The sequence below is a fragment of the Asaia spathodeae NBRC 105894 genome (assembly GCF_025994195.1).
GTDB classification, from domain to species: Bacteria; Pseudomonadota; Alphaproteobacteria; order Acetobacterales; family Acetobacteraceae; genus Asaia; species Asaia siamensis.
In genome coordinates this window covers 220,342-246,953 of record NZ_BAPY01000005.1, presented here as the reverse complement: position 1 = coordinate 246,953, position 26,612 = coordinate 220,342, and the positions used below count along the sequence as shown (strand labels likewise).

Genomic DNA, 26,612 nt, shown 5'->3' with positions numbered 1-26,612 from the left:
TGTCGATGCGGGGCAAGGCTATTGGGGCGGCATGACAAAGTACGACAAAAATTTCACCTGATCGTTGCGAAACTGCAAAGCTGAGCGAGCGCTTTTCTCGCAATGTCGGTGTTACGGCGAACACTTGAAGAGCGACCGCGTGGTTGCTTGAACTGGCAGATTTGCGTCGACTAAAAATCGACGTTCATCTGCGCGTCGATGTAGAAATGTAGTAAATACAAATAAAAACCAGAATTATGTCGAACGCGCGATTTCATAAAAAAGTAACATTTAAAAAGTCAGTATCACAACGCGTGTGGTGCGTCTGAATGCGCGTGGCAGGCGCCTAGAATGACAGGAAAAATTTCTGGAAAATTCATATTTTCGACATTGTTTGACATTTTTTCCTTGAATTATGCTTTCTGGTGACTATCTTAAGGTCATACACACGATTTCGTGATTGCCCCCAAACCTGAATGCAGGCTGTTTCCGATGACACGCATGCATGCCTCGAAAAGGACAATGCCATGACCGTAGCCCCCGCCCATGCCACCGATATTCCTGCCGCCATTCGCGAAGACGGCTCCCTGAAGCTCGTCATTTTCGACTGTGACGGTGTGCTTGTTGATGGTGAGCATCTCTCAACCGCCAAGATGGCCGAAGAAGCCCGTCACCATGGCTGGGATCTCTCGAATGAAGAGGCCCACAAGATTTTCACCGGCGGTGAACTGGTAAAGATCGGTGAACGCATCGGTCGTGAGACCGGCAAGGAAATGCCTGCAGACTGGGACATGATGATGCAGGACCGCATCGTCAAAATGATGGAGACAGAGGCCGAAACCATCGATGGCGCGCATGAAATGCTGCAGAGCGTTCATGATCTCGGCTTGCCCATCCGCATTGGCTCCAACTCCTCGGGCGCTGAGATGGAGGCCAAGTTCTCCAGCACGGGCCTCGACGAATTGCTTGAGGAAGAGCGTATCCATTCGGGTCGTGACCTTGATATGCCCAAGCCCCGCCCGGACCTCTATCTCCATGCTGCTGAACTCGAAGGCGTTGGCCCCGAGCATTGTATCGTGCTGGAAGATTCAGACACGGGCGCCGAAGCGGCCCGTCGTGCCGGAATGGCCTGCGTGCTGCTGCGCGATCTGGACAAGCCTGCCCCGAGCTGGCCGGGCCTGCTGCGTATTGGTCATCTTTCGGAGTTCCCGCAGATCCTCCGTCAGATCCTTGACGCACAGACCAGCGATCGTCCCATCGCTGCCTGAGTCCTCACAGGATAGTCTCTGGAAAAGCCGCCCGCCTTGGGCGGCTTTTTTTTTATGAGGGCCTTACTCCGTCTGGAAACATCGGTGCCGTTACGAGCGTTCGCGCCATACACAGCAAGGATCTGGCTCATGTCGGCAAAAGACTTCAAAAAAGGTGACGATGTCACCTGGAAGACCAGCAATGGCGAAACCGAAGGTCATGTGGTCAAAACAGTGACCAAGCCCATGAAGATCAAGAAGAACGAGATCAAGGCATCGAAAGATGATCCCAAAATTCTCGTCGAGAGCGACAAGACGGGCGCGAAGGCGGCACACAAGCCGGAGACATTGCACAAGAAATGATTATCTCGCCTCTTTCCGTCCGCCATGGACGTGCGCTGCTGGCCGCAGGGCTTCTGGCCACATTGTTGTCTGGTGTGGCGCAGGCACAGATCGCTCCGGTGCAATGCGACAACCAGAAATTCCTCTCCGATCAGGCGGGGTTTTTGCAAACCGGGCCGACGCGCGTTGACCTTCCCGAGCATGTTTGTGGCGAGGTGGTTTCTGTTACGCAGCGATCGCGCCGAACGCGAAGCGGGGTGCACGGCTATTTCATCATGCAGGTGGCACCAGGCCGTCAGATACGCATCGTGTCTGATCTTGATCGCATGCAGGCGCCAGACTGGCCCTGGGTCAGGCCGGGTGATCCGGTTGAAGTTGTCGGGCGCTATTATTTCGATTCAGTCCGTAGTCAGGGTATCGACTGGACCCATCATGGCACAGGGCGGCATTGGGCCAGCCCCGGCTATGTTCAGGTCAATGGAAAACGATACGAATGAAAAAAGCGGTGGGTCTCCCCACCGCTTTTTTATTAAGGTCCGGGTTATCCGGTCTCAGTTATTGCTGGCTGCTTCCGACCGCTCATCGGAATCCTCTTCGCCTGTCTTGCTCGCTGCGGGCGTGGCCTCGAGGAATTCGAAATTGAGCGCATTGTCCTTCAGGCCAATACGCACCGCGCCGCCATTGACCAGCGCACCGAAGAGCAGCTCTTCTGCAAGAGGCTTCTTGATATTGTCCTGAATGACACGTCCAAGCGGTCTGGCGCCATAGTGACGGTCATAACCACGCTCAGCCAGCCACTCCTTGGCAGCAGAGGTGATTTCGATCGTGACGTGGCGGTCAGCAAGCTGCGCCTCAAGCTGCAACACGAACTTCTCCACCACGCGCCCGACAGTCTCGGGGGTGAGATTGGCGAACGGGATGATTGCATCCAGACGATTGCGGAACTCGGGGGTGAAGAGCCGCTTGATGGCGTCCTCGTCCTCACCCACGCGATCGGTACGTCCGAACCCAACGGCCTCCTTGCTCAGATCGGCAGCGCCTGCATTGGTCGTCATGATCAGGATGACATTGCGGAAATCGATCGTCTTGCCGTTATGATCGGTCAGACGGCCATGATCCATGACCTGCAGCAGGATATTATAGAGTTCGGGATGCGCCTTTTCGATCTCGTCGAGCAGCAGCACGGCATGGGGATGCTGGTCGATGGCATCTGTCAGCAGACCACCCTGATCGAAGCCCACATAGCCCGGTGGCGCGCCGATCAGGCGGGAAATGGAGTGGCGCTCCATATATTCCGACATGTCGAAACGGATCAGTTCGATGCCAAGTGACGAGGCGAGCTGCTTGGCAACCTCCGTCTTGCCGACACCGGTCGGGCCGGAGAACAGGTAATTGCCGATCGGCTTCTCAGGATCACGCAGACCGGCGCGCGCCAGCTTGATGGCCGAGGTAAGGGCCTCGATGGCGCGATCCTGACCGAACACCATGTTCTTGAGATCGCGTGACAGCAGGCGCAGCGTCTCGCGGTCATCGGTCGAGACCGATTTGGGCGGGATGCGGGCAATCTTGGCCACGATCTCTTCGATGTCCTTGAGCGTGACCGTCTTGCGACGCTTGCTTTCGGGCAGAAGCATGCGTGAAGCGCCAGCCTCATCGATGATATCGATCGCCTTGTCCGGCAGCTTGCGGTCATGCATGTATTTTGCCGAAAGCTCTACCGCCGCCTTGAGGGCGTCATCGGTGTAACGCACCTTGTGATGACGCTCGTAATTGCCCTTCAGCCCGCGCAGGATCTTGATGGTGTCGCTGATCGAGGGCTCCGGCACATCGATTTTCTGGAAGCGACGCACAAGGGCGCGATCCTTCTCGAAATGCTGGCGATATTCCTTGTAGGTGGTCGATCCGATGCAACGCAGCGTACCAGCGGCGAGGGCTGGCTTGAGCAGGTTCGAGGCATCCATTGCCCCGCCCGATGTCGCGCCCGCGCCGATAACCGTGTGGATCTCGTCGATGAAGAGAATGCCGCCCGGTGTCTGGTCCAGTTCGGTGACCACTGCCTTGAGGCGTTCTTCGAAGTCGCCACGATAGCGCGTGCCAGCCAGCAGTGCGCCCATGTCGAGCGAGAAGATCGTCGCATCCAGCAGAACTTCAGGCACGTCACCCTCGACAATGCGCTTGGCCAAACCTTCGGCAATGGCCGTCTTGCCGACACCTGGATCGCCTACATAAAGCGGATTGTTCTTGGTGCGACGGCACAGGATCTGGATGGTGCGTTCGACCTCATTGTCGCGTCCGATCAGCGGATCGATCTTGCCGTCTTCAGCGCGCTTGTTGAGGTCGACGCAATAGGCGGCCAGCGCTTCCTGCGGTTTGGCAGCCTTGCCCTGTTTTTCCTCCCGCTCGCCCTCTTCCTTGTCGCGCGACCCGGTGGGGGTGCGACGGCTCGATTTATCGGGGGCCTTGGCAATGCCATGCGAGATGAAATTGACCGCGTCGAGACGCGTCATGTCCTGAAGCTGCAGGAAATACACGGCATGGCTCTCACGCTCGGCAAAAAGAGCAACCAGCACATTGGCGCCGGTTACTTCATCACGGCCGGTCGATTGCACATGAATGGCCGCGCGCTGAATTACACGCTGGAAAGCGGCAGTGGGTTTAGGCTCGGTGGGGCGCTCGGAAGCAAGGCCCGCGAGGTCCTTGTCGAGGAATTCCGTGAGGTCGGTGCGCAGCTTTTCGAGGTCGATACCGCAGGCCTTGAAGACGGTTACCGAGTCGGTGTCTTCGGTCAGGGCTAGAAGAAGATGTTCGAGGGTCGCATATTCATGTCGCCGTTCTCCGGCGAGGGTGAGGGCGCGATGGAGCGTCTGTTCGAGCATACGAGACAACATGGGGGCGCTCCTTTGGGTCAGGCGTGACGGGCCAACAGGACTGGATGTAGGCTTATCTTGGTTTAGAAAAAGAATACTCTCTATGTGGTTTCAGGGACTGATGGCCGACAAGGGGCGCGATCAGGCCTTTTCGATCATACATTGCAGCGGGTGCTGGTTCTGCCGGGCGAGATCCATCACCTGTGTCACCTTGCTCTCGGCCACTTCAAAGGTGAAGACACCGCAGATGCCGACGCCCTTCTTGTGAACATTGAGCATGATATTCGTCGCTTCTTCGCGCGATTTGGAAAAAAAGCGTTCCAGAACGTGCACAACGAATTCCATCGGTGTGTAATCGTCATTCAGCATCAAAACCTTGTACATCGCCGGACGGCGTGTCTCGGGTCGTGCCTGGATGACGACGCTGATATGCGATTCGTCGTTGCTTCCATCCTTGCCGGGCGGCTCGTCCGGGGTGGAGGCGCAGACAAGCGCAGGCGCGCCGGAAGTAAAGCCGGGCGAGATAAAGGTCTCGGTGGTCGTGGCGCGGTAGTGCATGGTCAGGAGCATATGGGATGAAAACGTCGATCGCAAAGATCTAACACGGAACAAACAGCCAGATTTCCGCTGGAGGCGCCGTTTACCTTATTTTTCCCGCAATTGGGGCAGATGATCGTGGACGACAGGAAAGGCGTCTGTCTATGATGGGAAAACCGCCAGTGAACCGGGGGCACAAGTGACCTACTGCATGCAATCCGCAAAGAAGAAACGCCTTCAGAAGGTTGAGAATGCGGGTAAGACGCGCAAATGGGTCGTGTTCACGCGCACTGCGCTGGGCATGTGCCTGAGTGCCGGTGTGGTTGCCGTGCCAAAAGTGGCGCACGCCCAGTATGCCGGTCACATCAGTTCCTATGTCGTCGACGTCAATAGCGGTGCCGTGCTGTCGCAGGTCGATCCCGATCTCCAGCGCTATCCGGCGTCGCTGACCAAGCTCATGACGCTCTATATGGCGTTTCGTGCCTTGAAGGCTGGTGAAATCACGCCTGACACCACGGTGCCCGTCTCGATCCATGCCTCGACCCAGGCACCGTCGAAGCTCGGTCTTGTGCCTGGCACGCGTTTTGTTGTGCAGCAGGCGATTCTCGGGCTTGTCACGAAATCGGCCAATGATGCTGCCTGCGCTCTGGGCGAACTGCTTGGTGGCGGCGATGAAGTGCGTTTTGCCAATATGATGACGCAGCAGGCGCGCGCGCTCGGCATGTCCAACACGACGTTCCGTAATGCGTCAGGCCTGCCTGACCCCGATCAGGTGACGACGGCTCGCGATTTGTCGATGCTGGCGCAGCATCTCGTTCAGGATTTTCCTGAATATTACCATTACTTCTCGACGCCGATGTTCGCCTTTCACGGGCGCATGATCCCCAACCATAATCCCATGCTCAAGACCTATGCAGGGGCAGATGGCATGAAGACGGGATATACGGATCTGGCAGGTCATAACCTCATCACCTCGGCGCAGCGCAGCAATGTCCGTCTGGTAGGCGTGGTGCTGGGCGCGCGCTCCAATCCGCAGCGCAACGCCATGATGGCGAATATTCTCGACCAGGGTTTCGCCTCGGAAGGCGTGGCGCCCATGGCACCGTTGCACCCGCGCACAGTGCTGGCACGCAATGTGCGCCGCCGTGGTCATGCCTCGGGTGGGTCGAGCGCCGTCTTCGAGGTGGCCGAAGCGCCGACGGGTCCGCGCCGCTACCAGCCGGTTGCGCATGGTGCCAGGCATCACACTGTCGCCAGTGCCAATGTACGCATGGCGACCTCACGCCATGTCGTTGCGACGAAGAAAAAATCCCGTCACCAGAAGGGCTGAACCCGGAAGCCGCGAAAAAACGCGGCGTTGATCTTGCCCCTGACGCTTCGGGCGCGCATTTTCTCTGAATTCTTTGCAAGATGACAGAATTCAGCAGGAGGTGAAATCAGCGCATGGACAGTATGGAGTCGTATCATGGGGTTCCCATCCACACCGAGGAAGATTTTGTCGGTCTGAGAAAGGCGGGGCAGCTGGCAGCTGCGACGCTCGACATGATCACGCCCTATGTGGTGCCGGGTGCCAAGACCGACGATCTCAACCGGCTGATCCATGAGTACACGCTCGATCACGGTGCGATCCCGGCGCCGCTGAACTATCGCGGCTTTCCCAAATCCTGCTGCATCTCGATTAATCACGTTGTCTGTCACGGCATTCCTGGTGAACGCCTTCTGAAGGATGGTGATATCGTCAATATTGACGTCACCTCGATTCTTGATGGCTGGTATGGTGACACGTCACGCATGTATCTGGTCGGGGCCGTGCCGCGTAAGGCTGTCAATCTCGTCGATGCGACCTACAAGGCGCTGATGCTCGGTATTGCCGAAGTCGCCCCGGGCAAGACGCTGGGTGATGTCGGCCATGCTATACAGAGCTTCGCCGAAGGGCTGCGTCTCTCGGTCGTGCGCGATTTCTGCGGCCATGGCATCGGGCGCGAATTTCACGCAGAACCGCAGGTCGTTCATTACGGCAAGCCCGGCAAGGGGCTGAAACTGCAGGAAGGTATGGTCTTTACCATCGAGCCCATGCTCAATCTCGGCAAAGAAGGTACAAAGACGCTTGAGGATGGCTGGACAGCTGTTACGCGTGACCGCTCCCTCTCAGCGCAGTTCGAGCACATGCTTGCCGTCACACGCGATGGATGCGAGATTTTCACACTTTCACCCGCTGGTTACACCAAGCCCCCGTACAAGCTGGGCTGAACGGTAAGGAACGATCTACGTGAAGCGTGTCTGCACCCGGACGGCAGTTCTGTCGTTCCTTCTCGCCGGTATTTCCCTGCCGAGCCTGTCCCTCGCAGCTCCGGCTGCCATGCCCTACGACCCGCTGGCCTTCGGGACAGTCAATCCCGAGCTGAAACCGGCCAGGCCGGTCGAGGGGACACGGGGCATGGTGGTGTCGGCGCAACATCTTGCTTCCGAGGCCGGGCGCCAGATTCTCGCCGCTGGCGGGAACGCAGCTGACGCAGCGGTCGCTGTCGGCTATGCGCTGGCTGTTGTTTACCCGGCTGCGGGTAATATCGGCGGCGGCGGGTTCATGACCCTGCGCCTGCCGGATGGCAAGACGACGTTCATCGATTTTCGCGAACGTGCGCCGGGCGCAGCGACGCCCACCATGTATCAGGATGCCCAGGGTAAGGTGGACCAGAAGGCGTCGATTGAGGGCTGGCGTGCCATAGGCGTGCCCGGCACCGTCGCAGGACTTGAGGAAATTCACCACCGATGGGGCAAGCTCAGCCGTGCGAAGGTCATGGCACCGGCGATCGCTCTGGCCGAGAAGGGGTTCGTGCTGGGGCAGGGTGATGCCGATCTGCTCCATACCAGCACGGAGGCCTTTCAGAAGGATGCCCATGCGCGTGGCATTTTCCTGCGCCCCGATGGCACCCCGCTCCAGAAAGGCGACCGCCTGGTTCAGAAGGCGCTCGCAAGGACGCTGCGCAGTATCGCGCAATCGGGTGCCGATGTTTTCTACAAGGGCGAGATCGCCCGGCAGGTCGTCGCGGCGAGCAAGGAAAACGGGGGTATTCTGACCCTTGCCGATTTTGCAGCCTATCACCCGCGCGAGTTTGCGCCGATCCATTGCAGCTATCGCGGTTATGACATCGACACGGCGCCCCCTCCGAGCGGTGGTGGTGTCGCGCTTTGCGAGATGCTCGATATCCTCTCCGGCTATGACATGAAGGCGCTCGGCCTGCGCAGCGTGGCCGGTGTGCAGCGTCAGGTCGAAGCCATGCGTCATGCCTATTCGGATCGCCGTGACCTGGGTGACCCTGATTTCGTGAAAAACCCGGTCGCCCATCTGATTGACCCGGCTTATGCCGCAGAAATCCGCAAGGGAATTCCCCTCGATCATGCGCTAAATTCCGACGCTCTGGTGGCCGGGGCTGCAATGCCCATGGCGGCGCAGCCCTCCGCAGGCGACACCCATGAAAAGCACGAGACGACGCAGTTTTCTGTCGCCGATCGCTCGGGCTTTGCCATTTCGGCAACCTACACGCTCAATGGCTGGTTCGGTGCCGGTGTGATCGGTGGCGATACAGGCTTCTTCCTCAATGACGAGATGGATGATTTCTCGGCCAAGCCCGGCAGCGCCAACATGTTCGGCATTGTCGGCTCCGAGGCCAATGCCATCGCGCCGGGCAAGACGCCTCTTTCTTCCATGGCGCCCACAATCATCTCTCATGAGGGCAAGCCTTTCATGGTGATCGGCAGTCCCGGCGGGTCGCGCATTCCGACCATCGTGCTGTCGGTTGTGCTCGGGGTGATCGATGGCGGGCTGGATATCCAGCAGGCAGTCGATCTGCCGCGTATTCATGAGCAGTGGAAGCCGGTGGCCATCGAACTGGAGCCGCGTGCGCTCAGCCCGGACGTCATGCAGGCCCTGCAACTTGAAGGCTATTCGCTGTCTCCGCACCGTCCATGGGGTGTCGCAGAGGGTATCCTTTTCGGGCGCCCCTCAGTCGCTGCAGCGCAGACCGGCAAGCTTTATGGCGGCTGGGATCGTCGTCATGAGGGTGGCGGCGCGAGCGGGTTGTAAAAAAACCTGCACCTGCCTCTTGCGCAAGAGAGGCAGAATGGTGTTAACCCTGCACCGGGAGGTCGGCCTTGGACGGACGGCTTGCGAACCCGGTCAGGTCCGGAAGGAAGCAGCCGCAGTGAGTTTTGTTCGGGTCATGTGTTCGGCCTCCCACCCTCTGAAGCAGCCGGTCTCGCTTTTCCGCGCATGACCCCTTCAGACGATACCCCTACATCAGAAGAAATTCCGCTCCCCCCGATGGAGGAGGGCGGTTTTTTCGATGCGCCTTCTGCGCCGACACCGGTTGCGACTCCCGAGCCGCAGAAGCAGGCAGAGCGCAGCGGGCCCTATCGTGTTCTGGCGCGCAAATATCGCCCCCAGCATTTCGACGATCTGATCGGTCAGGACGCCACGGTACGTATCCTGCGCCGGGCCTTCCAGCTGGGCCGCGTGGCGCATGCCTTCATGCTCACCGGGGTGCGTGGCGTCGGCAAGACTACGACCGCGCGTATCATCGCGCGGGCTCTGAACTGTATTGGCGTGGACGGTCAGGGCGGCCCCACAGCCGATCCATGCGGCGTGTGCGCCAATTGCACCGCCATCCTCGCCGATCGCCATCCCGACGTTCTGGAAATGGATGCGGCCTCACGCACTGGCGTGGACGATATCCGCGAGATCATCGAGGCAACGCGTTTCCGGCCCATGCAGGGGCGTATGAAGGTCTTCATCATCGATGAGGTCCACATGCTCTCGCGCAATGCATTCAATGCATTGCTGAAGACGCTTGAAGAGCCTCCCGAGCAGGTAACGTTCATTTTTGCGACGACAGAGCTGCGCAAGGTGCCTGTCACCGTGCTGTCGCGCTGTCAGCGTTTCGACCTGCGTCGCGTGCCGCAGGAAATGCTGATGCAGCATTTCGCCGGTATTGCAGAAAAGGAGTCGGTCGCGTTTGCCGATGAGGCGCTCTCGCTCATTGCGCGTGCTGCCGATGGTTCGGTACGCGATGGCCTGTCCTTGCTCGATCAGGCGATTGCCCAGGGCGAGGGGGAAGGTGCCGCGCGCATCGAAGCGCCCATGGTCAGCGCCATGCTGGGGCTTGCAGACCGCCAGCTTGTCTTCGACCTGTTTGAAGTGCTGATGCAGGGCAAGGCCGATCAGGCGCTTTCGATCAGTGGCCAGGCCTATGCTCAGGGTGCCGATCTCGGTATTCTGCTGACCGATCTGCTCGATCTGATTCATATCATTTCGCGTCTCAAGGCGATCCCGAGCCTTCGCCATAGTCGTGAACTGCCCGAGGCTGAGCGTGATCGTGGCGCGTCTCTTGCCGATCGTCTGCCTAATGCAGAGCTTGGGCGCGCCTGGCAGATCCTGCTCAAGGGCATCCAGGAAGTCGAACAGGCGCCAGACCGCCGTGCGGCAGCCGAGATGGTGCTGATCCGTCTTTGCTATGCCAGCACACTCCCGACTCCCGATCGTCTGGCTCGGCTGGTCATGCAGATGCCCGCAGATGGACAGGAGGGCGGCGCCTCTGGCCTGCCCTCAGGCCAGACATCTGAGGACGGAGCGGGGCTGACGGCTCGCGGGACAATGGCAGGGCCAGCGGGTGAGGGTGGCGATGACCGCCCGCGTGCCGCCCTGCGTCTCGTGGCCAATGGCGGTGTGGCCTATGAAACGCCAGACCTCGCGCCCGCGCCGATCCTGACACCAGTGCCGTCGCCACCAGAGAGCGAGCGCGCCGATCCACCGCCGCCACCTCTGCGTTCCTGGCGTGAGATCGTCGCTTTCGTGGCGCGTGAGTCAGAGGCGATGCTGCACGGTATTCTGCGCCATTCCGCGCATCTGGTGCGTTTTGAGCCACCGCGCGTCGTGCTGCGCATGGCGCGTGGAACGCCGCCGCGTATCGAAACGCGGCTTCAGGCCCTGCTCGAGCGCGTTTACCCGGGTCAGTGGCAGATCGAGACCTCGCAGGAAGAGGGCGAGCCGACGCTTGATGAGCAGGGTGCCGAGATTGTGGCTCTGCATCGTGAGGAATTGCATGCTCATCCATTGCTGCGCGCCATTCTCGATGTCTTTCCCGATGCCCGTGTCGGTGAACCCAAGGATCTGTCGCTCGATGAATACGGGTTGCCGCCCGAAGAGCTTGAGGCGCCCGAAAGCTGGGCGACAGAGCCGGTGGCCCCCGATCTGGACTTTGCCCCGATCGATGCCGATCTGATGGATGATGATGACTGGCACGATTTCGGCGGCGGGTCCTCTTTCTAGTCTCAAGGAGCAAACACCATGAAGAATCTCGCAGGGCTGATGAAGCAGGCTTCCCAGATGCAGTCGCGCATGGAAGACGTTCAGAACACACTCAATGCGCTGACGGTTGAGGGCGTTTCGGGTGCGGGTCTGGTCAGTGTCACGCTGAGCGGCAAGGGTGACATGCGCGCGCTCAGGATCGACCCCAAGCTTGCTGACCCGAATGAGGTCGAGATGCTGCAGGATCTGATCATTGCTGCCTTTGCCGATGCACGCACCAAGGTCGAAGCGGCCAATGCGGAAGAAATGCGCAAGGTCACTGGCGGCATCGACCTGCCTGCCGGTCTGAAATTCCCTTTCTGATCAACCCTATAGGGAGCGCAGGGTCATGATGGGTGGTGGCGATGTCGAAAGGCTGATCCAGCTGTTATCGCGCCTGCCTGGTCTCGGGCCGCGTTCCGCAAGGCGGGCCGCGCTGGTGCTGCTGCGCTCGCCCCAGACTAGGCTGCTACCGCTCGCTCAGGCCATGGAAGCAGCCGCGCATTCAGTGCGAAGCTGCCATATCTGTGGCACCCTCGACAGCAGTGACCCCTGCAGCATCTGCGCCGACCCGTCACGCGATCATGGATTGATCTGTGTGGTCGAGACGGTGGGCGATCTCTGGGCGCTGGAACGCTCGCGTCTGCATCCCGGCACGTATCAGGTGCTCGGTGGCGTGCTTTCCGCGCTCTCGGGCACGGGGCCGGAAGATCTCAATACGGCCTCTCTCCTGTCGCGTGTGGCTTCAGGTGAGGTGCGCGAGGTCATTCTGGCGCTCGGGGCAACAGTCGAGGGCGCCAGTACTGCCCATTGGTTGCAGGAGAAGCTCTCTGCCCACAAGGTCGCTGTGACACGCGTTGGTCACGGTGTGCCAATCGGTGGCGCGCTGGATGTGCTCGATGACGGCACGCTTGCAGCGGCCCTTTCAGCAAGGCGGCCTGCGCAATGAAACATGTCGCACCACGCGCCGATATTGCGCCCTTGATCCCGCGGGCCGCTCTGGTGACGGGAGGCGTCAGGCGCATTGGCAGGGCACTGGTCGAGGCTCTGGCTCAGGAAGGTTTCGCCATCGCCGTTCATTGTCGCAGTCATGCCGATGAAGCGCGTGCGCTTCTGGCGACGCTCGACGTCACGGGCTGTGTGCTCGAAGCGGATCTCTCGAAAGAGGCCGACGTCGCCTCGCTGATGAGCGACGCTACAAAGGCTCTCGGGCCGATTGGTGTGCTGATCAATAATGCGTCGGTTTTCGAACGTGACGAATGGCATGATGCGACCCGTGAGTCGTGGGATCGTCACATGGAGACCAATCTGCGCGCGCCCTTCGTGCTGATGCAGGATTTCGCCCGCGCTTTGCCCGAGACGGCCCAGGGCATGGTGCTCAATCTGCTCGATCAGCGTGTCTGGAATCTGACGCCGCATTTCGTCAGTTATACGCTTTCGAAAGCAGGGCTCTGGACTCTGACCCAGAGCATGGCGCTTGCGCTTGCGCCGCGTATTCGCGTCAATGCGATCGGCCCGGGTCCCGTGCTGCCGGCTATCGGACAAAGTGACGAGCATTTTGCCCGGATGCGTCAAAATGCGCCTCTGCAAACGGGTGCCGATCCGCAAGAAATTGTCACGGCCATGACCGCATTACTGCGCATGCCATCAGTAACCGGGCAGATGATTGCGCTGGATGGCGGTCAGCATCTACAGTGGCGCGCTTGATATAAAAGGTGGACCCGTCGAGATGACCTCATTTCAGTGTCGTATGACCAATGGTGAGCGTGTCATCTGCACGATTTCCAGGGTGGTTACAGAGCATCAGACAATGCTTTGTCTCGATCCCGCAAACCTGACCTTGTCGCACCATGCATCTCAGGACGCATCGCGTCAGACATTGGCCATGAGATGGTTCTGCGCGCCTGGTCTGCTGTTGCTTGTCACCACCAATGGCGAGTGGCCTGAGGCGGGCGCCGCATTCCAGCGCGGTGGCTGGGCACCGGAATTTGCCTTGCTTTCCGCCATCAGGCAGCAGGGCGATAAGGTGGCTCTCAAATACTACGGGCACCCCAATTTCCTCACAGCGGAAATTGATACAGGGCGCATTTTTACAGATCGTACGGCCGCTTCAGACTGGGAGCGTTTTACTCTTGCGCCTGTGGAACTGCCCGCAAACGCGCGATGGGATGATTTTGCGACGCAGTTTGCGGCCATCTTGCAGGGGAGGAAGAGTTCCGAGCAGCTCCTTGATGCGCTTCTCGAGTGTCCACCGTCATTTCACCCGGCTCTTCTCGATCTGTTGGGCGATCTTCTGACTGCCGAGGCGCTTCAGGCATTTGCGGCGCTCTTCGTCTCTGACCTGACGCGGCAGGACAACCCCATTACTCAGAAATGCGCGCGGCTTCTTGTTTCCCTGCCGACGGCCAAATGGCTCGCAGAGGGGTTCAGCCGCCTTAACGACTTCCGGCAAGGCCGTCGTCTAGCCATACAGCGCGCCGATGCCTCCTTTGATTTCATGGGTTTCAAGGAGAATATGCGCGGCAAGAGCGTCTATTGCCGAGGGGCGGAATTACTTAGCGCTGCCAGGCGCGCGATCGCACCGACCAGAACGCTGGCCCTTCTGGCGACTGCCCGTGACGAGGGGCTCTATCTTCTTGAGTGGATCGCCCATCACCGGCGTATCGGTGTTGAGCAGTTCTTCATCTATACCAACGACCTGACTGATGGCTCCGATGCCATGCTGCGCGCCCTTGCCGCTGCTGGCGAGATCATCTGGATCGATAATAGCGGGGCGGCCCCCGAGCGCATCAACATGCAGGACAAGGCTTATGACCATGCCCTGATGATTCTGCCCGAGATACTCGATTATCGCTGGTGTCTCGTGGTCGATCTCGACGAGGTCGTCCTCCCGGGCGCGGATGTCGATTACTGTCTGCCCCCTCTGCTGGCTGATCGAGAGCGTGAGGGAGCCGAGGCCATTGCAATGTCATGGCGTGTACTGACGCCAAACGGCCATTTGACCTGGGCGCCGGGTCTCTCGGCAGAGCGCTTTGTCGAGACAGAGACGCACCCGCTCATCAAAACCGTCTTTCGGACAAATCTTTTTTCCGGTGCGTCAGCCCATCATCCCACATCTCGTGATCGTACGTTCGTACCCTATATGACGATCGACGGCGAGCGTCAGAAGAATGGCGATCTGACCGATCACGACGTCAATTTTGCGGCGAAGCCGACAATCAACGCTGCTATTTGTCATTATCACGTGCGGTCTCTGGAAGAATATGTCTGGAAATTCGCCCGGGGCGAAAATGACAATACCGGCGTCCTGAAAGAGAAGCATTTCCGCTACAACAACCCCGGTATCTTCGACCTTTTCACGACACGGTTCAGTCTGGATGGCCCCAAGCCTGGGCGTGTATTGGCTGATGATATTCACCGGGGCATGAGACGTCTTCTTGCCATACCGGGGGTCGCTGCGGCTCAGGCTGAAATTGAACGCCGTTTCCTGTCCCAGTCTGTAGCCTTCGTTGAGCAGAGTGCGCGGATCATGCAGAATGATGACCGGATAGCGGCAGATGTGCGCGAGCGGTGGTGCGCGCTTGTCGATGAATGGCGAGAACTGCGTGGCCATAAGAGAGAGATGATCTGAAGTTTCCCGCCCTTCAGACCGGACGTCACTCGGGCGGGAGGGCCTTATGGCTGAACCCTGCGGCCAGATAGCTTTCTTCAACCAGAGAGAAGGGCAGCCTGTCTCCGCCTCGCTGAAGTAAGGCCCGATTGCGTAACAGAACACCCGTAGGCAGATTTTCGGTCTCGCTGGAAAGGGTCAGGCGGGTGAAGTGCAGACTGGCGACGACATGGCCGAACGGCTCTGTCGAATTGTCGAGCGCTTTATTCATTTCTGACGTCAGACGTTCTGGTACGTACCAGTTCCAGGCATCGGAAAGCACCAGCGCGCCGCAGCGCAGGCTGACATGCCGTGTGCGCAGTGTCTCCCCTTTTCGCAGGGTAAAACGCTCAGGTTCCGGGGGAGGGGGCGCGTCAGGGCCGGGCGGTAGTGCAACGGCCTGAAGCGCAAGGCCGGGAAAACGACCCTGGCAATAATGTTGCAGCACCCTGGTCGCGCTTGGTTGGGCGTTCAGGGCTTGCTGTAACTGATGCGCGGTCTCTGCCAAAGAAGGGGGAGGGGCCATGCATAAAAGAAAAAAGCCGGTCAGACCGGCTTTTCTCAATAGCATCAATTCTCGTTGTCGTCGTTGTCTGTGGTGACTTCGATTTCCGATCCGAGATCGTCGTCGTCGTCATCCAGATCAGACGCGTCTTCCATGACGTCATCATCATCGTCATCATCTGCATCCAGATCGACGTCGATGTCTTCTTCGTCGTTCTTGGGGGAGTCTTTCGTCTGATCGGCGGGGATATCGCCGCCGCGCTTGGGCTGGGGCAGATCGCTGGGCTGCTCTGCACCACATTTCGGGCAAATCGCGGGAGCGCGATTCAGGTCGTAGAAACGCGCGCCACAAGAGACGCACACGCGCTTCAGACCGAGTTCTGGTTTTGCCATGATGACTACCTGTCGATCCTGAACCGGTTGAAAAAAGAAGAGCGGCTTGAGCCGCGAAGCACGGGGCCATGCCAGCTTGCGCTCGCCATGTCAAATGCAACCTCGGTTTTTCATGCTAAAACCACTTGGAAAACAGATCGCGGCAATTGACAGCCGCGGCGCTGCATCGGAATGAACGCTATCATGGAACATCATCCTTCTGCCCCCGTCATTCCTCTCTCCGTTGCACGCAATCCCGGCCCGCTTCGTGGCACGATTCGCGTTCCTGGCGACAAATCCATCAGCCACAGGGCGCTGATGCTGGCCTCTCTTGCAGAGGGGCGCACCGTCGTGACGGGGCTGCTCGAAGGGGAAGACGTCCTGCGCACGGCCGACGCGATGCGCGCGCTCGGTGCGACCATCACACGTGAAGCCGACCAGTGGGTGATCGATGGCAAGGGCGTCGGTGCCCTCCAGGAGCCGGCCGATGTGCTCGATATGGGTAATTCCGGCACCGCGGCCCGCCTGCTTTCCGGCATTCTGTCGAGCCATGCCATCACCAGCTTCATGACAGGCGATGCAAGTCTGCGCGGTCGCCCCATGCGCCGCGTGACCCAGCCTCTTGCTGGTAATGGTGCCTGTTTTGCCACCCGCCTTGGCGAAAAGCTGCCCATGGCCATTATCGGCACGGGCGAGGCGACGCCGCTCTCCTATTGTCTGCCGGTCGCTTCGGCTCAGGTGAAATCCGCCATTCTGCTCGCCGGTCTGAATGCCGAAGGCAGGACACGGGTTGAAGAGCCGGTTGCGACGCGCGACCACACCGAAAACATGCTGCGTCATTTCGGTGTCGGTGTGGATGTCGGGCTGACCCCCACAGGCGGGCGCATCATCACACTCGAAGGTCGTGCGCGTCTCGTGGCCCGCGATGTGGTGGTGCCCGCCGATCCGTCATCGGCTGCATTCCCCATCGTTGCGGCAAGCCTCGTGCCGGGCTCGGAAATCCGTCTGCCGGGTGTCGGGCTCAACCCGCTGCGCACGGGTCTTTTCACGACGCTGCGTGAAATGGGGGCTGTGCTCGACATCGAAAACGAGCGCGTCGAAGGGGGAGAGCCCGTTGGCGATCTGGTGGTGCGCAGCGCCGCCCTGCGTGGTGTCGATGTGCCGGCAGATCGTGCCCCGTCGATGATCGATGAATATCCTGTTCTGGCGGTGGCCTGCGCTTTTGCCAGCGGCACGTCGCGTCTGCGCGGTCTTGAGGAGCTTCGCGTCAAGGAGAGTGATCGTCTTTCTGCGACTGTCGCGCTGCTCAAGGCCAATGGTGCCGATGTGCGCGTCGAGGGCGATGACATGATCATTGAGGGGCGTGGCAGCGCAGAAGGTCTGGGTGGCGGCCTTGTCGAGACACAGATGGATCATCGTCTGGCCATGAGTGCGATTGTCTTCGGGCTGGCTGCTGAAAAGCCGGTGCTCGTCGACGATACAGGCTTCATCAATACAAGCTTCCCTGGCTTCGTATCACTGATGGCTGCGCTCGGGGCCGTTCTCTGATGCGCCTCATTATCGCTGTCGACGGGCCTGCCGCTGCAGGCAAAGGCACGCTTGCAAAGGCGCTTGCCGCCGCTCTTGACCTGCCTCACCTCGATACGGGGCTTCTCTATCGTGCGGTCGCGCGGCAGATGATTCTCGCTGGGCTGGATCCTGCGGCAGATAGCGGCGAGCAGACAGCTCATGCGCTGCAGCCTGAAGACCTCCAGCGTAACGATCTGCGTGTTCCGGAAATCGATCGTGGCGCGAGTGCCGTCGCGACACAGCCCCCCGTCCGTGCGGCGTTGCTGAAGCGCCAGCGGGAATTCGCCATGGCGAGTGGCGCCGTGATTGACGGGCGTGATATCGGAACCGTTGTGTTTCCCGATGCCGATCTCAAGTTCTTTGTTACGGCCAGCGCCGCGGTGAGAGCGCTGCGTCGCTACCAGCAGATGCACGGTATGGCCGATCCGGTTCAGGCGGAGCTTGAGGAACTGGCGGCAGAGATCGAGGCGCGCGACCGCAAGGATGCCGAGCGTCCCGTCTCGCCACTGCGCAAGGCCGATGACGCTGTTCTGGTCGAGACAGATCATCTCGATGCGAAGGCCGTGCTCGCTCATGCGCTGTCAGTTGTCAGGTCGCGCTTTTCTGCCTGATTGATCTGCCGTCAGGAGACTCCCTCTGCCTCCGGCAGATCTGCTCCTGAGAGCTCCTTGCCCTGTTTGCAGGGCGGGGGGTGATCAGGGTGTTTCCGGGGCGGGAATTGGCGAAAACGGCCAGAATCCCGAGGTTTTCATTGACAAGCACCCGGCTGCGGGTGTCTGACGTCATGCAGCGTAACGTCCCCTGCGCTTGCTCGCTCCGTAAAACTGAACGGGCGTCCTTTCTCTTTCCCGAAGGCTCATGGGTGGACCGATGTTCATGAGCACGCCGTCCGGCCAAGGTGTCGGGCGCAGACATTGGCCCGATCGTCACGATCGGCCCAGGATTACGAAAACACATGGCTTCAGCCACCAACACCGTCGAAGACTTTGCAGCTCTTCTTGACGAGACCCTCGGCCAGGACACGGGCTTTGACGGCTCCGTCGTTACCGGTCGCGTTATCCGCCTGACGGATGAGTTCGCGATCGTTGATGTCGGCCTCAAGAGCGAAGGCCGCGTTTCGCTCAAGGAATTCGGACCGCCGGGCACCGCGCCTGACGTTCGTCCGGGCGACGTGATCGAGCTTTATGTCGAGCGCTACGAAGACCGTGACGGCTCCATCGTGCTGTCGCGCGAGAAGGCCCGTCGTGAAGAGGCATGGACCTCGCTCGAGCGCGCATTCGCGAACAACCAGCGCGTCAACGGCACGATCTATGGTCGCGTCAAGGGCGGCTTCACGGTTGATCTCGGCGGCGCCATGGCGTTCCTTCCGGGCAGCCAGGTCGATATCCGCCCCGTGCGCGATGTCGCTCCGCTCATGGGTCAGCCCCAGCCTTTCCAGATCCTCAAGATGGATCGCGCCCGTGGCAACATCGTTGTCTCGCGTCGTGCCGTTCTTGAAGAGACCCGTGCAGAGCAGCGTTCCGAGCTGATCCAGGGCCTGAAGGAAGGCATGATCCTCGATGGCGTGGTCAAGAACATCACCGATTATGGTGCGTTCGTTGATCTCGGCGGCGTCGATGGCCTCCTGCATGTCACAGACATTGCCTGGAAGCGCATCAACCACCCGTCCGAAGCCCTGCAGATCGGCATGCCGGTTCGCGTTCAGGTCATCCGCTTCAACTCCGACACGCAGCGTATCTCGCTGGGCATGAAGCAGCTTGAAGCTGATCCGTGGGAGAACGTGGCGATCAAGTATCCGCCGGGTGCTCGTTACTCGGGTCGCGTCACGAACATCACCGATTACGGTGCATTCGTTGAACTCGAGCCGGGCGTCGAAGGTCTGGTGCACGTTTCCGAGATGTCCTGGACGAAGAAGAACGTCCATCCGGGCAAGCTTGTCGCGACCTCGCAGGAAGTCGACGTCATGGTTCTCGACGTGGACAGCGCCAAGCGTCGTATCTCGCTCGGCCTGAAGCAGGTTCAGCGCAACCCGTGGGAGCAGTTCGCCGAAGAGCACAAGGTCGGTTCGACCATCGAAGGCGAAATCCGCAACATCACCGAATTCGGTCTGTTCGTGGGTCTCTCTGCCGATATCGACGGCATGGTGCACATGTCCGATCTTTCCTGGGACGAAGCCGGCGAAGCAGCCATGGCCAAGTTCGAGAAGGGTCAGGTTGTTCAGGCCAAGGTGCTCGACGTTGACGCCGAAAAGGAGCGCATCTCGCTCGGCATCAAGCAGCTGCAGGAAGATCCGGCAGCCGATACCCTGTCGCGCGTCCACAAGGGCGACATCGTGACCTGCCTCGTGACGTCGGTTCAGACCAACGGTATCGAAGTGAAGGTCGATGACGTTCTGACCGGCTTCATCCGTCGTGCCGAACTGGCTCGCGACAAGGCTGAGCAGCGCCCCGAGCGCTTCGCAGTTGGCGAGAAGGTCGATGCGAAGGTTGTTTCCGTTGATCGCGCCTCGCGCAAGCTGGCTCTGACCATCCGTGGCCGTGAGGTCGAGGAAGACAAGGCAGCCATCAACGAATACGGCTCGTCCGACAGCGGTGCATCGCTTGGTGACATCCTCGGTGCGGCGATCCGTCGTCGTAATACCGAAGTGTAATCTGCAGTCATTTTGCTGAAACACTATGAAAGGGCTGCTTCGGCAGCCCTTTTATTTTTTCTTGTGAACGAGATAGTAAACGTCATCTAAAATCTTCTGTTGAAGACTTTTGCAGTTCCTGTCTTTGGGTTAGACACGATCTTATCGGCAAGAGGGAATTGCCCCACTTGTTGCGAGGATGCGGTGGCGGGGGCTTCATGGCTGTTATCTACAATACTAACTACACCCATAATCCCAACTCCTATCTGACCCTCGCGGTTGAGCGTGCAGCGCGCGCCCTTTTTGGCGCCGATCAGGTCCTGCTGGCCGATAACATGACGCTGGCGCAGGCAGCAGCTTCGGGTGAACATGATACGCTGATCTGTATTGACGGGCAGCGGATCAATACTCAGCTGATGCGGCGTATCCGCCCGGCCTTCAAGACAATGATTCTCTGGACGTTCGAAGATCCTTTCATGCGGGATTTCAATGTCGAGAATTCACATCTCTTCGATTTCGTTTTCACGAATGACCCTTCCTGCGCGGATCACTACCGCGGCAAGGGGCATTATCTGCCGCTCGGTGCCAGCCGGACCATTCACCAGCGTGAGGTGAAAGACGGCGAAGCTCTAGATTACGATATCTTTTTCGCAGGCACGATGTGGCCGAATCGCGTCGAGACGCTGCGTCGTATCATTGCGGCTTTTCCGAAGGCCCGTCTCAAGCTCATCTGCCCCGGCAACGAATATCTTCCGCCGCTGCCTGCCGATCTGGCCGAGCTGGCGATCCAGCGTCCGGTCAGCCATGAGGCCTTTATCGATTTCGCGAATGCTAGCGCCGTGACGCTGACCATGTTCCGCGACTATGCGAGCCATGGCGATGTCAGTCAGGCGACGGCCCCGGGGCCTCGTTTCTACGAGTTGGCTCTTGCCGGTGCGGCTCAGGTGGTCGAAGCCCCTGAGAGCATGGATACGAAATACTTTGCCGAGATCGAAGGCACGTTCCTCGCGCGTGATGTCGATGGTGTGGTGAGCGCCGTCGCGGCTTTGCTCAATGACCGCACCCTGCGCCGCAACATGGCGCTTTCCGGCCAGAATTCGGTTCTGGAAGGGCATCTCTACGAGCATCGCCTCCGCAGGATGGCCGAGATCACCGGTGCGAATTTCGGTCGTACCCTGCCCGGTATTGAACTGGCGCCCCGCCGTCGTCGCCTTCGCGTGCTGATGTGCACCCACTCGACCATTCATGAGGCGGCCTGGGGTGGTGTCGAGGTCTATCAGCAGACACTCTGCTCCATGCTCGGCCGTGAAATTGAATTTTTCTACTGGTTGCGTCGTGGTACACATTGCCGTCTGACCACAGCCAACGGGCAGGAAGTCGAGCGTTACGACGTGCCTGAAGTGGGCTGGATGGACGCGATGTGTGACGGGCCGGAAGAAATGGCCTTCTCCAATGCGATCAGCCAGTACAATTTCGATATTGTCCACTTCCAGCATCTCGGCCATCACGCCCTGTCGCTGCCAATTATTGCGAAGGCCTGCGGCGCCGGTGTGGTCTTCTCGGCGCATGATTTCTGGCTGATCTCGTCCCGCTACAACCTGCTCAACCAGGATCTGCGTTATATCGAAGACGAGGTGAAATCGGTCGTTGCGAGCGATATCATCCTGAAGGTCGCAGAAAACATCGAATATGGTGGTGAGCAGACCCGTCGTGCCTTCATCGCCAAGATGCTGCACTCGGTCGATCTGATCCTGTTCGGGACCAAGCATTCGCGTAATCTGACACATGAGATCTATCCGATCCTTGATCAGAAGCGCAGCCTGACGCTCGGTATTCCGTCACCCGAGAACACGATCCCGATCGTGCCTAAGGCTTATGAACCGCTTGGCGAGCGCCCGCTCAAGGTCGCGATCGTGGGTAATTTCCTGCGCACCAAGGGGGCGGACACCATTCTGAACCTGATCGAGATCGCGCATCCCGATCACTTCGAATTCCATATCTTCGGCTATATTCACCCTGAGTATGACGCTGTCATCAATGGCAAGCCGCGCCCGAATGTGAAGGTCTATGGTCGTTATACGGCTGGTGATATCGCCGCTCTTCAGGTTGCCGATGTCGCGCTCAACCTGTCTATCTGGCCCGAGACCTATTGCATCTCGCTGTCAGAAGCCTGGCAGAATGGCCTCATTCCCATCGTGACCGATGTCGGTGCTCTTGGCGATCGTGTGGAAGACGGCGTCAATGGCTTCAAGGTGCCGATCGGTCGCGCCAACATGGTGCTTGAGCGCCTCGAATTGCTGCGTTCGTCAGAAGGCATTCGTCGTTCGATTATGGGCAACATCTCCCCTGCACTCTGGACGCAGGCCGAAACCTACGCGAATGACATGAGGGAGGTCTATCGTGAGGCCGCCCCGGTTCGTGAACTCGGCACGGCCGAAATGCAGATCGACGCCGGGCAGGTCCATCTGCTTCCGCATGCGTCGTGGCGTCATCAGGCCCCGCCGCGCCACATCTTCGATCCGCCGACCATTCGCGACCTTTCTGTCGAGATGCCTGAGCCTGTTTCTGACTGGTTCTCGATCCAGGGTGCCGAATATTATATCGACGATGTCTGTCACTTCGTCCTGGCAGAAAACGAGCCGGAAGATTTTGCTGGTGCCTACGAGTTCCATATTCGTGGCTGGCACGTTCTGCCCGGTGTCAGTTCTGCAGGCTCAATGTATGCCGTATTGATCGGCGACGACACGTCACCTCTCGTATTCCTGCCCTGCATTCGCGAAGCGCGTGGCGACGTCGTGTCCATTTATCCCAATGCGCCTCGCCGCTCCGGTTTTGCCGGTCAGGCAGCGCTGCGTGGCAAATGGTGTGAGGGCACGTTCCGCGTTGGCCTGATCAATGTCGTCAATGGCGCCGGTGCGTTCATGGTCACCTCGGTCGAAATCACGGTCAAGGATGGCAAGATCAACGAGATCCAGGTCGAGCGCCCCTCGAATGACCAGATCATGCGCGATTTCGATCGTATCTCGCATGCAGACGGGCATCTGCGTGGCATCAAGCTGAGCCGTCTGCATCGTCATGCGCAGTATCATCGCGCCGAAAACGACTTCCAGCACTATATCGACTCGTTGAGCGGGCTGATTGGTGATCCGGCGCCGCTTCTGACCGATGACGGCAATCTGTTCATCCGTGGCTGGGGCTTCCTGCGTCAGCTCGAGCGTGCAGGGACGATGTCGGTGGCGCTCATCGGGGGCACGACCAATGAGGCGTTCTTCTTCGCACTCAATCGTTTCCTGCGTCACGATGTGAAGACCATTTTCCCGGATGCGCCGCTCTGCGTCGGGTTCGAGGGATGGCTGTCGATCGCTTCTGGCTATGCGAGCGATATGGATGGCGCCTACAGGCTGTGCCTCGTCAATACGGTGGGTGAGCAGATAGGGGTCAAACCGCTCGATGTGGTGGTAACTGTCTCGAACGGTATCATTGTCTCTGTCACGCGGGCGGAGGTGACCGAGGTTATCGTTGATCATGTCAATCGGGCGATCGAGGCGAGTCTTGCTTCGGCATTGACTGCCTGAGTCGCGCGCGAGACGCCTCCATGACGAGCGAGCGCAAGCCCAGATGGCAGATTGTCGATGAGGAATGGTACCTCGCGCAATACCCGCAGGCGGCTGATGAAATCACCGCCAGCGAGTGTCGTGACGCGGCCGAGCATTATGAGGCCATAGGCAAGTCGTTCGGATTTTCACCCAACAGGTATTTCGACGAGACCTGGTACCGACAGGCCTACCCAGAGCTTTACGCGGAAATCTGCCGTGGCGAGCTGAGCTCGGGTTTCGATCATTATTGCGCGAAGGGCTACGCCACCCACGCCCCTCACTGGCTTTTTTCCGAAAGCTACTACCGCGCTCGTCAGGGCGCCCTTGTGTCTGACGTTATCGCAGATGGGTTATACCTCAACGGGTACGATCATTTTCTCGAAACGGGCGATGCACAAGGGCTGGCCGGGCACTGGTTTCTCGACCCCTCCTGTTTCGCGATACTTGCAGAGCAATCCCAAGTTGAGGCGATTGCGGGAAAAGGCGCGTTTCATGCCATCATCGAACGCGCTCCATCTCTCGCCAATCAGGGCCGTCTTTCCTGGTATTTCGATCCGATCTGGTATCGCGAGACCTATCCCGATGTGACGCGCGAGATCGAGGCGGGGCGTTACAGCTCCGTTCTGCATCACTATCTGACCAATCAGACGCCACGTCATTTCAACCCTCAGCAATTTTTCGATGAGGGTTACTACGCCCGCGTCCATGGCGATGTGCTGCCCAGCATCGAAAGCGGCAGTTTTCGGAACGCGTATGATCATTTCGTACGCTTCGGGGCAGAAGAGGGGCGCAGCCCGGCTGAATGCGTTGCCTTGAAGCCCTTTGGCGCACGTCCGGAAATTGGCGCCCTCATCAAGGCAGGACTCTATGACAGTCTCTACGCCTGCTGGATTGCGCTGCGGACGCGCTATGGGGAGAGCGTCGATCTGCCTCCGGCGGATGAAAACCAGACACGGCGCTATTTTCAGGCAGAGGCATCGCTACAGCAGAAGATCATCGGTCGAAAAGGCCCTGATTTCAGCTTCGAGGGCGTGCCTGAGCTTTCGGTCATCATGGTGCTTCATGACAAATATGCCTTGTCGATCCAGGCCCTAGCCTCGCTTCGTGCCAATTACCCCGGTGTAATCCAGCTTATTCTCGTTGATTCGGCCTCGAGCGATGAGACCACCCGGATCGAGCATGTCGTGCGCGGCGCGCAGGTTCTGCGCTTTCGCTACAATATCGGCTATCTCGATGGGTGTAACGAAGCGCTCAGCCATGTTCGTGCGCCCGCGCTGCTTTATCTGAACAACGATCTGCGTCTTTATCCGAATGCCCTGCGCAATGCGCTGGCGCGTCTCTACAAGTCGGAAGATATCGCAGCCGTCGGTGCCAAGCTGATACGCAGTAATATGTGGCTACAGGAAGCAGGGTCGATCATCTGGCGCGATGGCGCGACCTACGGATATCGCCGCCAGGATAACCCGAATATTCCCGAAGCCAGTTTCGTACGTGACGTCGATTACTGCTCGGCCGCCTTTCTGCTCGTGCGCAGCGCCATGGCGCGTGCGCTCGGCGGTTTTGACCCGCTTTATCGTCCGGCTTATTTCGAAGATACGGATTTCTGCCTGCGCATGATCCGTGCAGGTAAGCGCATTGTCTATGACCCGACCGTGATGGTCGAACATCTCGAGTTCGGTAGTTCCGGCACTGTGGGTTCGCAGGCGCAGATTGCCATCAATCATCGCGTTTTCGGTCGGCAGCATCAGGAATATCTGCGCAAGCAGTTTCCGGCACATGTTCGTAATGCAGTTCTGGCACGGTCGCAGCGCAGCGCGCGCCGCAAGGTACTGTTCATCGAAGATCGTATTCCCCTGCGTTCGCTCGGTTCGGGCTATGTCCGCTCGAATGATCTCGTCTGGGCAATGAGTCAGCTGGGCTTGCAGGTAACGGTTTTCCCGGTTCTGCCACGCGCAGCCAGCCATGCCGATCTTGCTGCGGACTTCCCCGACGATGTGGAGTTGATGGCCGGGAGCGACCTTTCAGGCCTCGATCCGTTCATTGAGGAGCGCGCCGGATATTACGATCTCATCTGGATAGGACGGACGCATAATCTGACCCGGTTGCTGCCGGTGCTGACCGAGCAGAGCCGTCATCTGCCGGTGGGCAGCGTCATTCTCGATACGGAGGTCATCGCCGCACCGAGAACCATCGAGAAAGCCCGGTTTCATCCTCCGGCCGAAAAGCTCGCGCCCCTGGAAAAGATGGTCGCGAGCGAGCTGGAGTCAGCGCATTACTGCCAGCAGATTGTTGTCGTCTCGAAGCATGACGCAGGCCTTGTTCGGGATGCTGGCTATGAGAATGTTTCCATTCTCGGGCATTGCCTGCCACTGCGCGCCGGGGAGGCGTTGTTTGCCGAGCGGCGTGATTTTCTGTTTGTAGGCGCGCTGCATGATGAGGACGCCCCTAATTTCGACAGTCTCTTCTGGCTTATCCATGACGTGTTGCCTGAGCTTGATGAGCACCTGCCTGAAGATGTGAAACTGACCGTCGCGGGCTTCGTCCATCCCTCGGTGGATGTGTCGGCCCTTCGTGCCTCGAAACGCGTGAACTGGCTCGGTCCGGTTGATGACCTGACGGCGCTTTATGCGACACACCGCTTGTTTGTGGCACCGACGCGTTACGCCGGTGGGTTGCCATACAAGGTGCATGAGGCGGCTTCATACGGCTTGCCTGTGATCGCAACCCGCCTGCTCGCCCGTCAGATGGGCTGGGTGGATGGGCATGACCTTGTCAGCGCCTCATCTGAAGATCCCATCGCTTTTGCGCTGGCGATGGCAGAGACTTACGAAAACGAAGAAAAATGGACCATGATCCGCTCGGGAGGCCTTCGCGCTGTCGCGCGTGATTGTGATCCCGCACGGTTCAAGGCAACGCTGGGCAAAATCATCGATAAGAGCGTGGCCCATCCCGGCGGCCATATCTGATATCAAGGTCGG

At 59.2% G+C, this 26,612-nt stretch carries 20 protein-coding genes and 1 other RNA gene; 17 read left to right on the top strand and 4 right to left on the bottom strand.

All coding sequences use genetic code 11. The features are described 5' to 3' along the window. Positions 1 to 506 precede the first annotated feature (506 nt). The 3 genes from AA105894_RS05690 to AA105894_RS05680 all read left to right on the top strand — a co-directional run bounded on the left by AA105894_RS05690 (position 507) and on the right by AA105894_RS05680 (position 2,065). Positions 507 to 1,247 carry an HAD family hydrolase gene (locus AA105894_RS05690; RefSeq protein ID WP_188424867.1) on the top strand — a complete coding sequence of 247 codons (741 nt, stop codon included), beginning with the start codon at positions 507 to 509 and terminating at the stop codon, positions 1,245 to 1,247. A gap of 129 nt (positions 1,248 to 1,376) precedes the next feature. After that, positions 1,377 to 1,589, top strand: a complete 213-nt coding sequence (locus tag AA105894_RS05685) for a hypervirulence associated TUDOR domain-containing protein (RefSeq protein WP_188424869.1) — start codon at positions 1,377 to 1,379, stop codon at positions 1,587 to 1,589. Further along, complete coding sequence (locus tag AA105894_RS05680; RefSeq protein WP_267310854.1) at positions 1,586 to 2,065, top strand: DUF3465 domain-containing protein; 480 nt, start codon at positions 1,586 to 1,588, stop codon at positions 2,063 to 2,065. Before AA105894_RS05685 ends, AA105894_RS05680 begins: the two co-directional genes overlap by 4 nt. A gap of 54 nt (positions 2,066 to 2,119) precedes the next feature. On the opposite strand, the gene clpA is transcribed toward AA105894_RS05680, so the two are convergent. Then, the gene (clpA, locus tag AA105894_RS05675) at positions 2,120 to 4,456 is read right to left on the bottom strand and encodes an ATP-dependent Clp protease ATP-binding subunit ClpA (RefSeq protein WP_267310853.1); all 2,337 of its coding nucleotides are present in this window, start codon (positions 4,454 to 4,456) and stop codon (positions 2,120 to 2,122) included. A gap of 120 nt (positions 4,457 to 4,576) precedes the next feature. Continuing rightward, positions 4,577 to 5,005 carry an ATP-dependent Clp protease adapter ClpS gene (gene clpS / locus AA105894_RS05670; protein ID WP_267310852.1) on the bottom strand — a complete coding sequence of 143 codons (429 nt, stop codon included), beginning with the start codon at positions 5,003 to 5,005 and terminating at the stop codon, positions 4,577 to 4,579. A gap of 178 nt (positions 5,006 to 5,183) precedes the next feature. On the opposite strand from clpS, the gene AA105894_RS05665 reads away from it, so the two are divergent. The 9 genes from AA105894_RS05665 (at position 5,184) to AA105894_RS05625 (ending at position 14,946) form a co-directional block, all read left to right on the top strand. After that, complete coding sequence (locus tag AA105894_RS05665) at positions 5,184 to 6,302, top strand: D-alanyl-D-alanine carboxypeptidase family protein (RefSeq protein ID WP_373316735.1); 1,119 nt, start codon at positions 5,184 to 5,186, stop codon at positions 6,300 to 6,302. Positions 6,303 to 6,424: 122 nt separating this feature from the next. Then, positions 6,425 to 7,222: a type I methionyl aminopeptidase gene (map, locus tag AA105894_RS05660; RefSeq protein ID WP_188425381.1), complete on the top strand. Its 798-nt coding sequence runs from the start codon at positions 6,425 to 6,427 to the stop codon at positions 7,220 to 7,222. Between the two features lie 109 nt (positions 7,223 to 7,331). Continuing rightward, the gene (gene ggt, locus AA105894_RS05655) at positions 7,332 to 9,056 is read left to right on the top strand and encodes a gamma-glutamyltransferase (protein WP_267311032.1); all 1,725 of its coding nucleotides are present in this window, start codon (positions 7,332 to 7,334) and stop codon (positions 9,054 to 9,056) included. Between the two features lie 57 nt (positions 9,057 to 9,113). Then, positions 9,114 to 9,210: signal recognition particle sRNA small type (ffs, locus tag AA105894_RS05650), an RNA gene on the top strand. Positions 9,211 to 9,242: 32 nt separating this feature from the next. After that, the gene (locus tag AA105894_RS05645) at positions 9,243 to 11,297 is read left to right on the top strand and encodes a DNA polymerase III subunit gamma/tau (protein ID WP_267310851.1); all 2,055 of its coding nucleotides are present in this window, start codon (positions 9,243 to 9,245) and stop codon (positions 11,295 to 11,297) included. An 18-nt stretch (positions 11,298 to 11,315) separates the two neighbouring features. Beyond that, positions 11,316 to 11,639 (top strand): YbaB/EbfC family nucleoid-associated protein, encoded by a 324-nt coding sequence (locus AA105894_RS05640; protein ID WP_188424879.1) that lies wholly within the window; start codon positions 11,316 to 11,318, stop codon positions 11,637 to 11,639. 25 nt (positions 11,640 to 11,664) lie between these two features. After that, positions 11,665 to 12,264, top strand: coding sequence for a recombination mediator RecR (recR, locus tag AA105894_RS05635; protein ID WP_229719471.1), 600 nt, complete (start codon positions 11,665 to 11,667; stop codon positions 12,262 to 12,264). After that, positions 12,261 to 13,022 (top strand): SDR family oxidoreductase, encoded by a 762-nt coding sequence (locus AA105894_RS05630; protein ID WP_267310850.1) that lies wholly within the window; start codon positions 12,261 to 12,263, stop codon positions 13,020 to 13,022. The genes recR and AA105894_RS05630 overlap by 4 nt, the downstream gene beginning before the upstream one ends. A 22-nt stretch (positions 13,023 to 13,044) precedes the next feature. Next, entirely contained in the window at positions 13,045 to 14,946 is a 1,902-nt protein-coding gene (locus AA105894_RS05625) for a glycosyltransferase family 2 protein (RefSeq protein WP_267310849.1), read from the top strand. 25 nt (positions 14,947 to 14,971) lie between these two features. Here AA105894_RS05625 and AA105894_RS05620 read toward each other — a convergent pair whose 3' ends face one another. Next, positions 14,972 to 15,412, bottom strand: coding sequence for a hypothetical protein (locus tag AA105894_RS05620; RefSeq protein ID WP_267310848.1), 441 nt, complete (start codon positions 15,410 to 15,412; stop codon positions 14,972 to 14,974). Between the two features lie 122 nt (positions 15,413 to 15,534). After that, positions 15,535 to 15,861, bottom strand: a complete 327-nt coding sequence (locus AA105894_RS05615) for an FYDLN acid domain-containing protein (RefSeq protein WP_267310847.1) — start codon at positions 15,859 to 15,861, stop codon at positions 15,535 to 15,537. A gap of 183 nt (positions 15,862 to 16,044) precedes the next feature. On the opposite strand from AA105894_RS05615, the gene aroA reads away from it, so the two are divergent. From aroA to AA105894_RS05590, 5 genes are all read left to right on the top strand, one after another. Then, positions 16,045 to 17,388: a 3-phosphoshikimate 1-carboxyvinyltransferase gene (gene aroA, locus AA105894_RS05610; RefSeq protein ID WP_229719472.1), complete on the top strand. Its 1,344-nt coding sequence runs from the start codon at positions 16,045 to 16,047 to the stop codon at positions 17,386 to 17,388. Next, positions 17,388 to 18,020 (top strand): (d)CMP kinase, encoded by a 633-nt coding sequence (gene cmk / locus AA105894_RS05605; RefSeq protein WP_267310846.1) that lies wholly within the window; start codon positions 17,388 to 17,390, stop codon positions 18,018 to 18,020. Before aroA ends, cmk begins: the two co-directional genes overlap by 1 nt. A gap of 344 nt (positions 18,021 to 18,364) precedes the next feature. Further along, on the top strand, positions 18,365 to 20,059 hold the full coding sequence (gene rpsA / locus AA105894_RS05600; RefSeq protein ID WP_188424894.1) for a 30S ribosomal protein S1: 1,695 nt from the start codon (positions 18,365 to 18,367) through the stop codon (positions 20,057 to 20,059). Positions 20,060 to 20,256: 197 nt separating this feature from the next. Beyond that, a complete protein-coding gene (locus tag AA105894_RS05595; RefSeq protein ID WP_267310845.1) occupies positions 20,257 to 23,613 on the top strand; it encodes a glycosyltransferase family protein in 3,357 nt (1,118 codons plus the stop codon). Positions 23,614 to 23,633: 20 nt separating this feature from the next. Continuing rightward, positions 23,634 to 26,600, top strand: coding sequence for a glycosyltransferase (locus AA105894_RS05590; protein WP_267310844.1), 2,967 nt, complete (start codon positions 23,634 to 23,636; stop codon positions 26,598 to 26,600). Positions 26,601 to 26,612 lie beyond the last annotated feature (12 nt).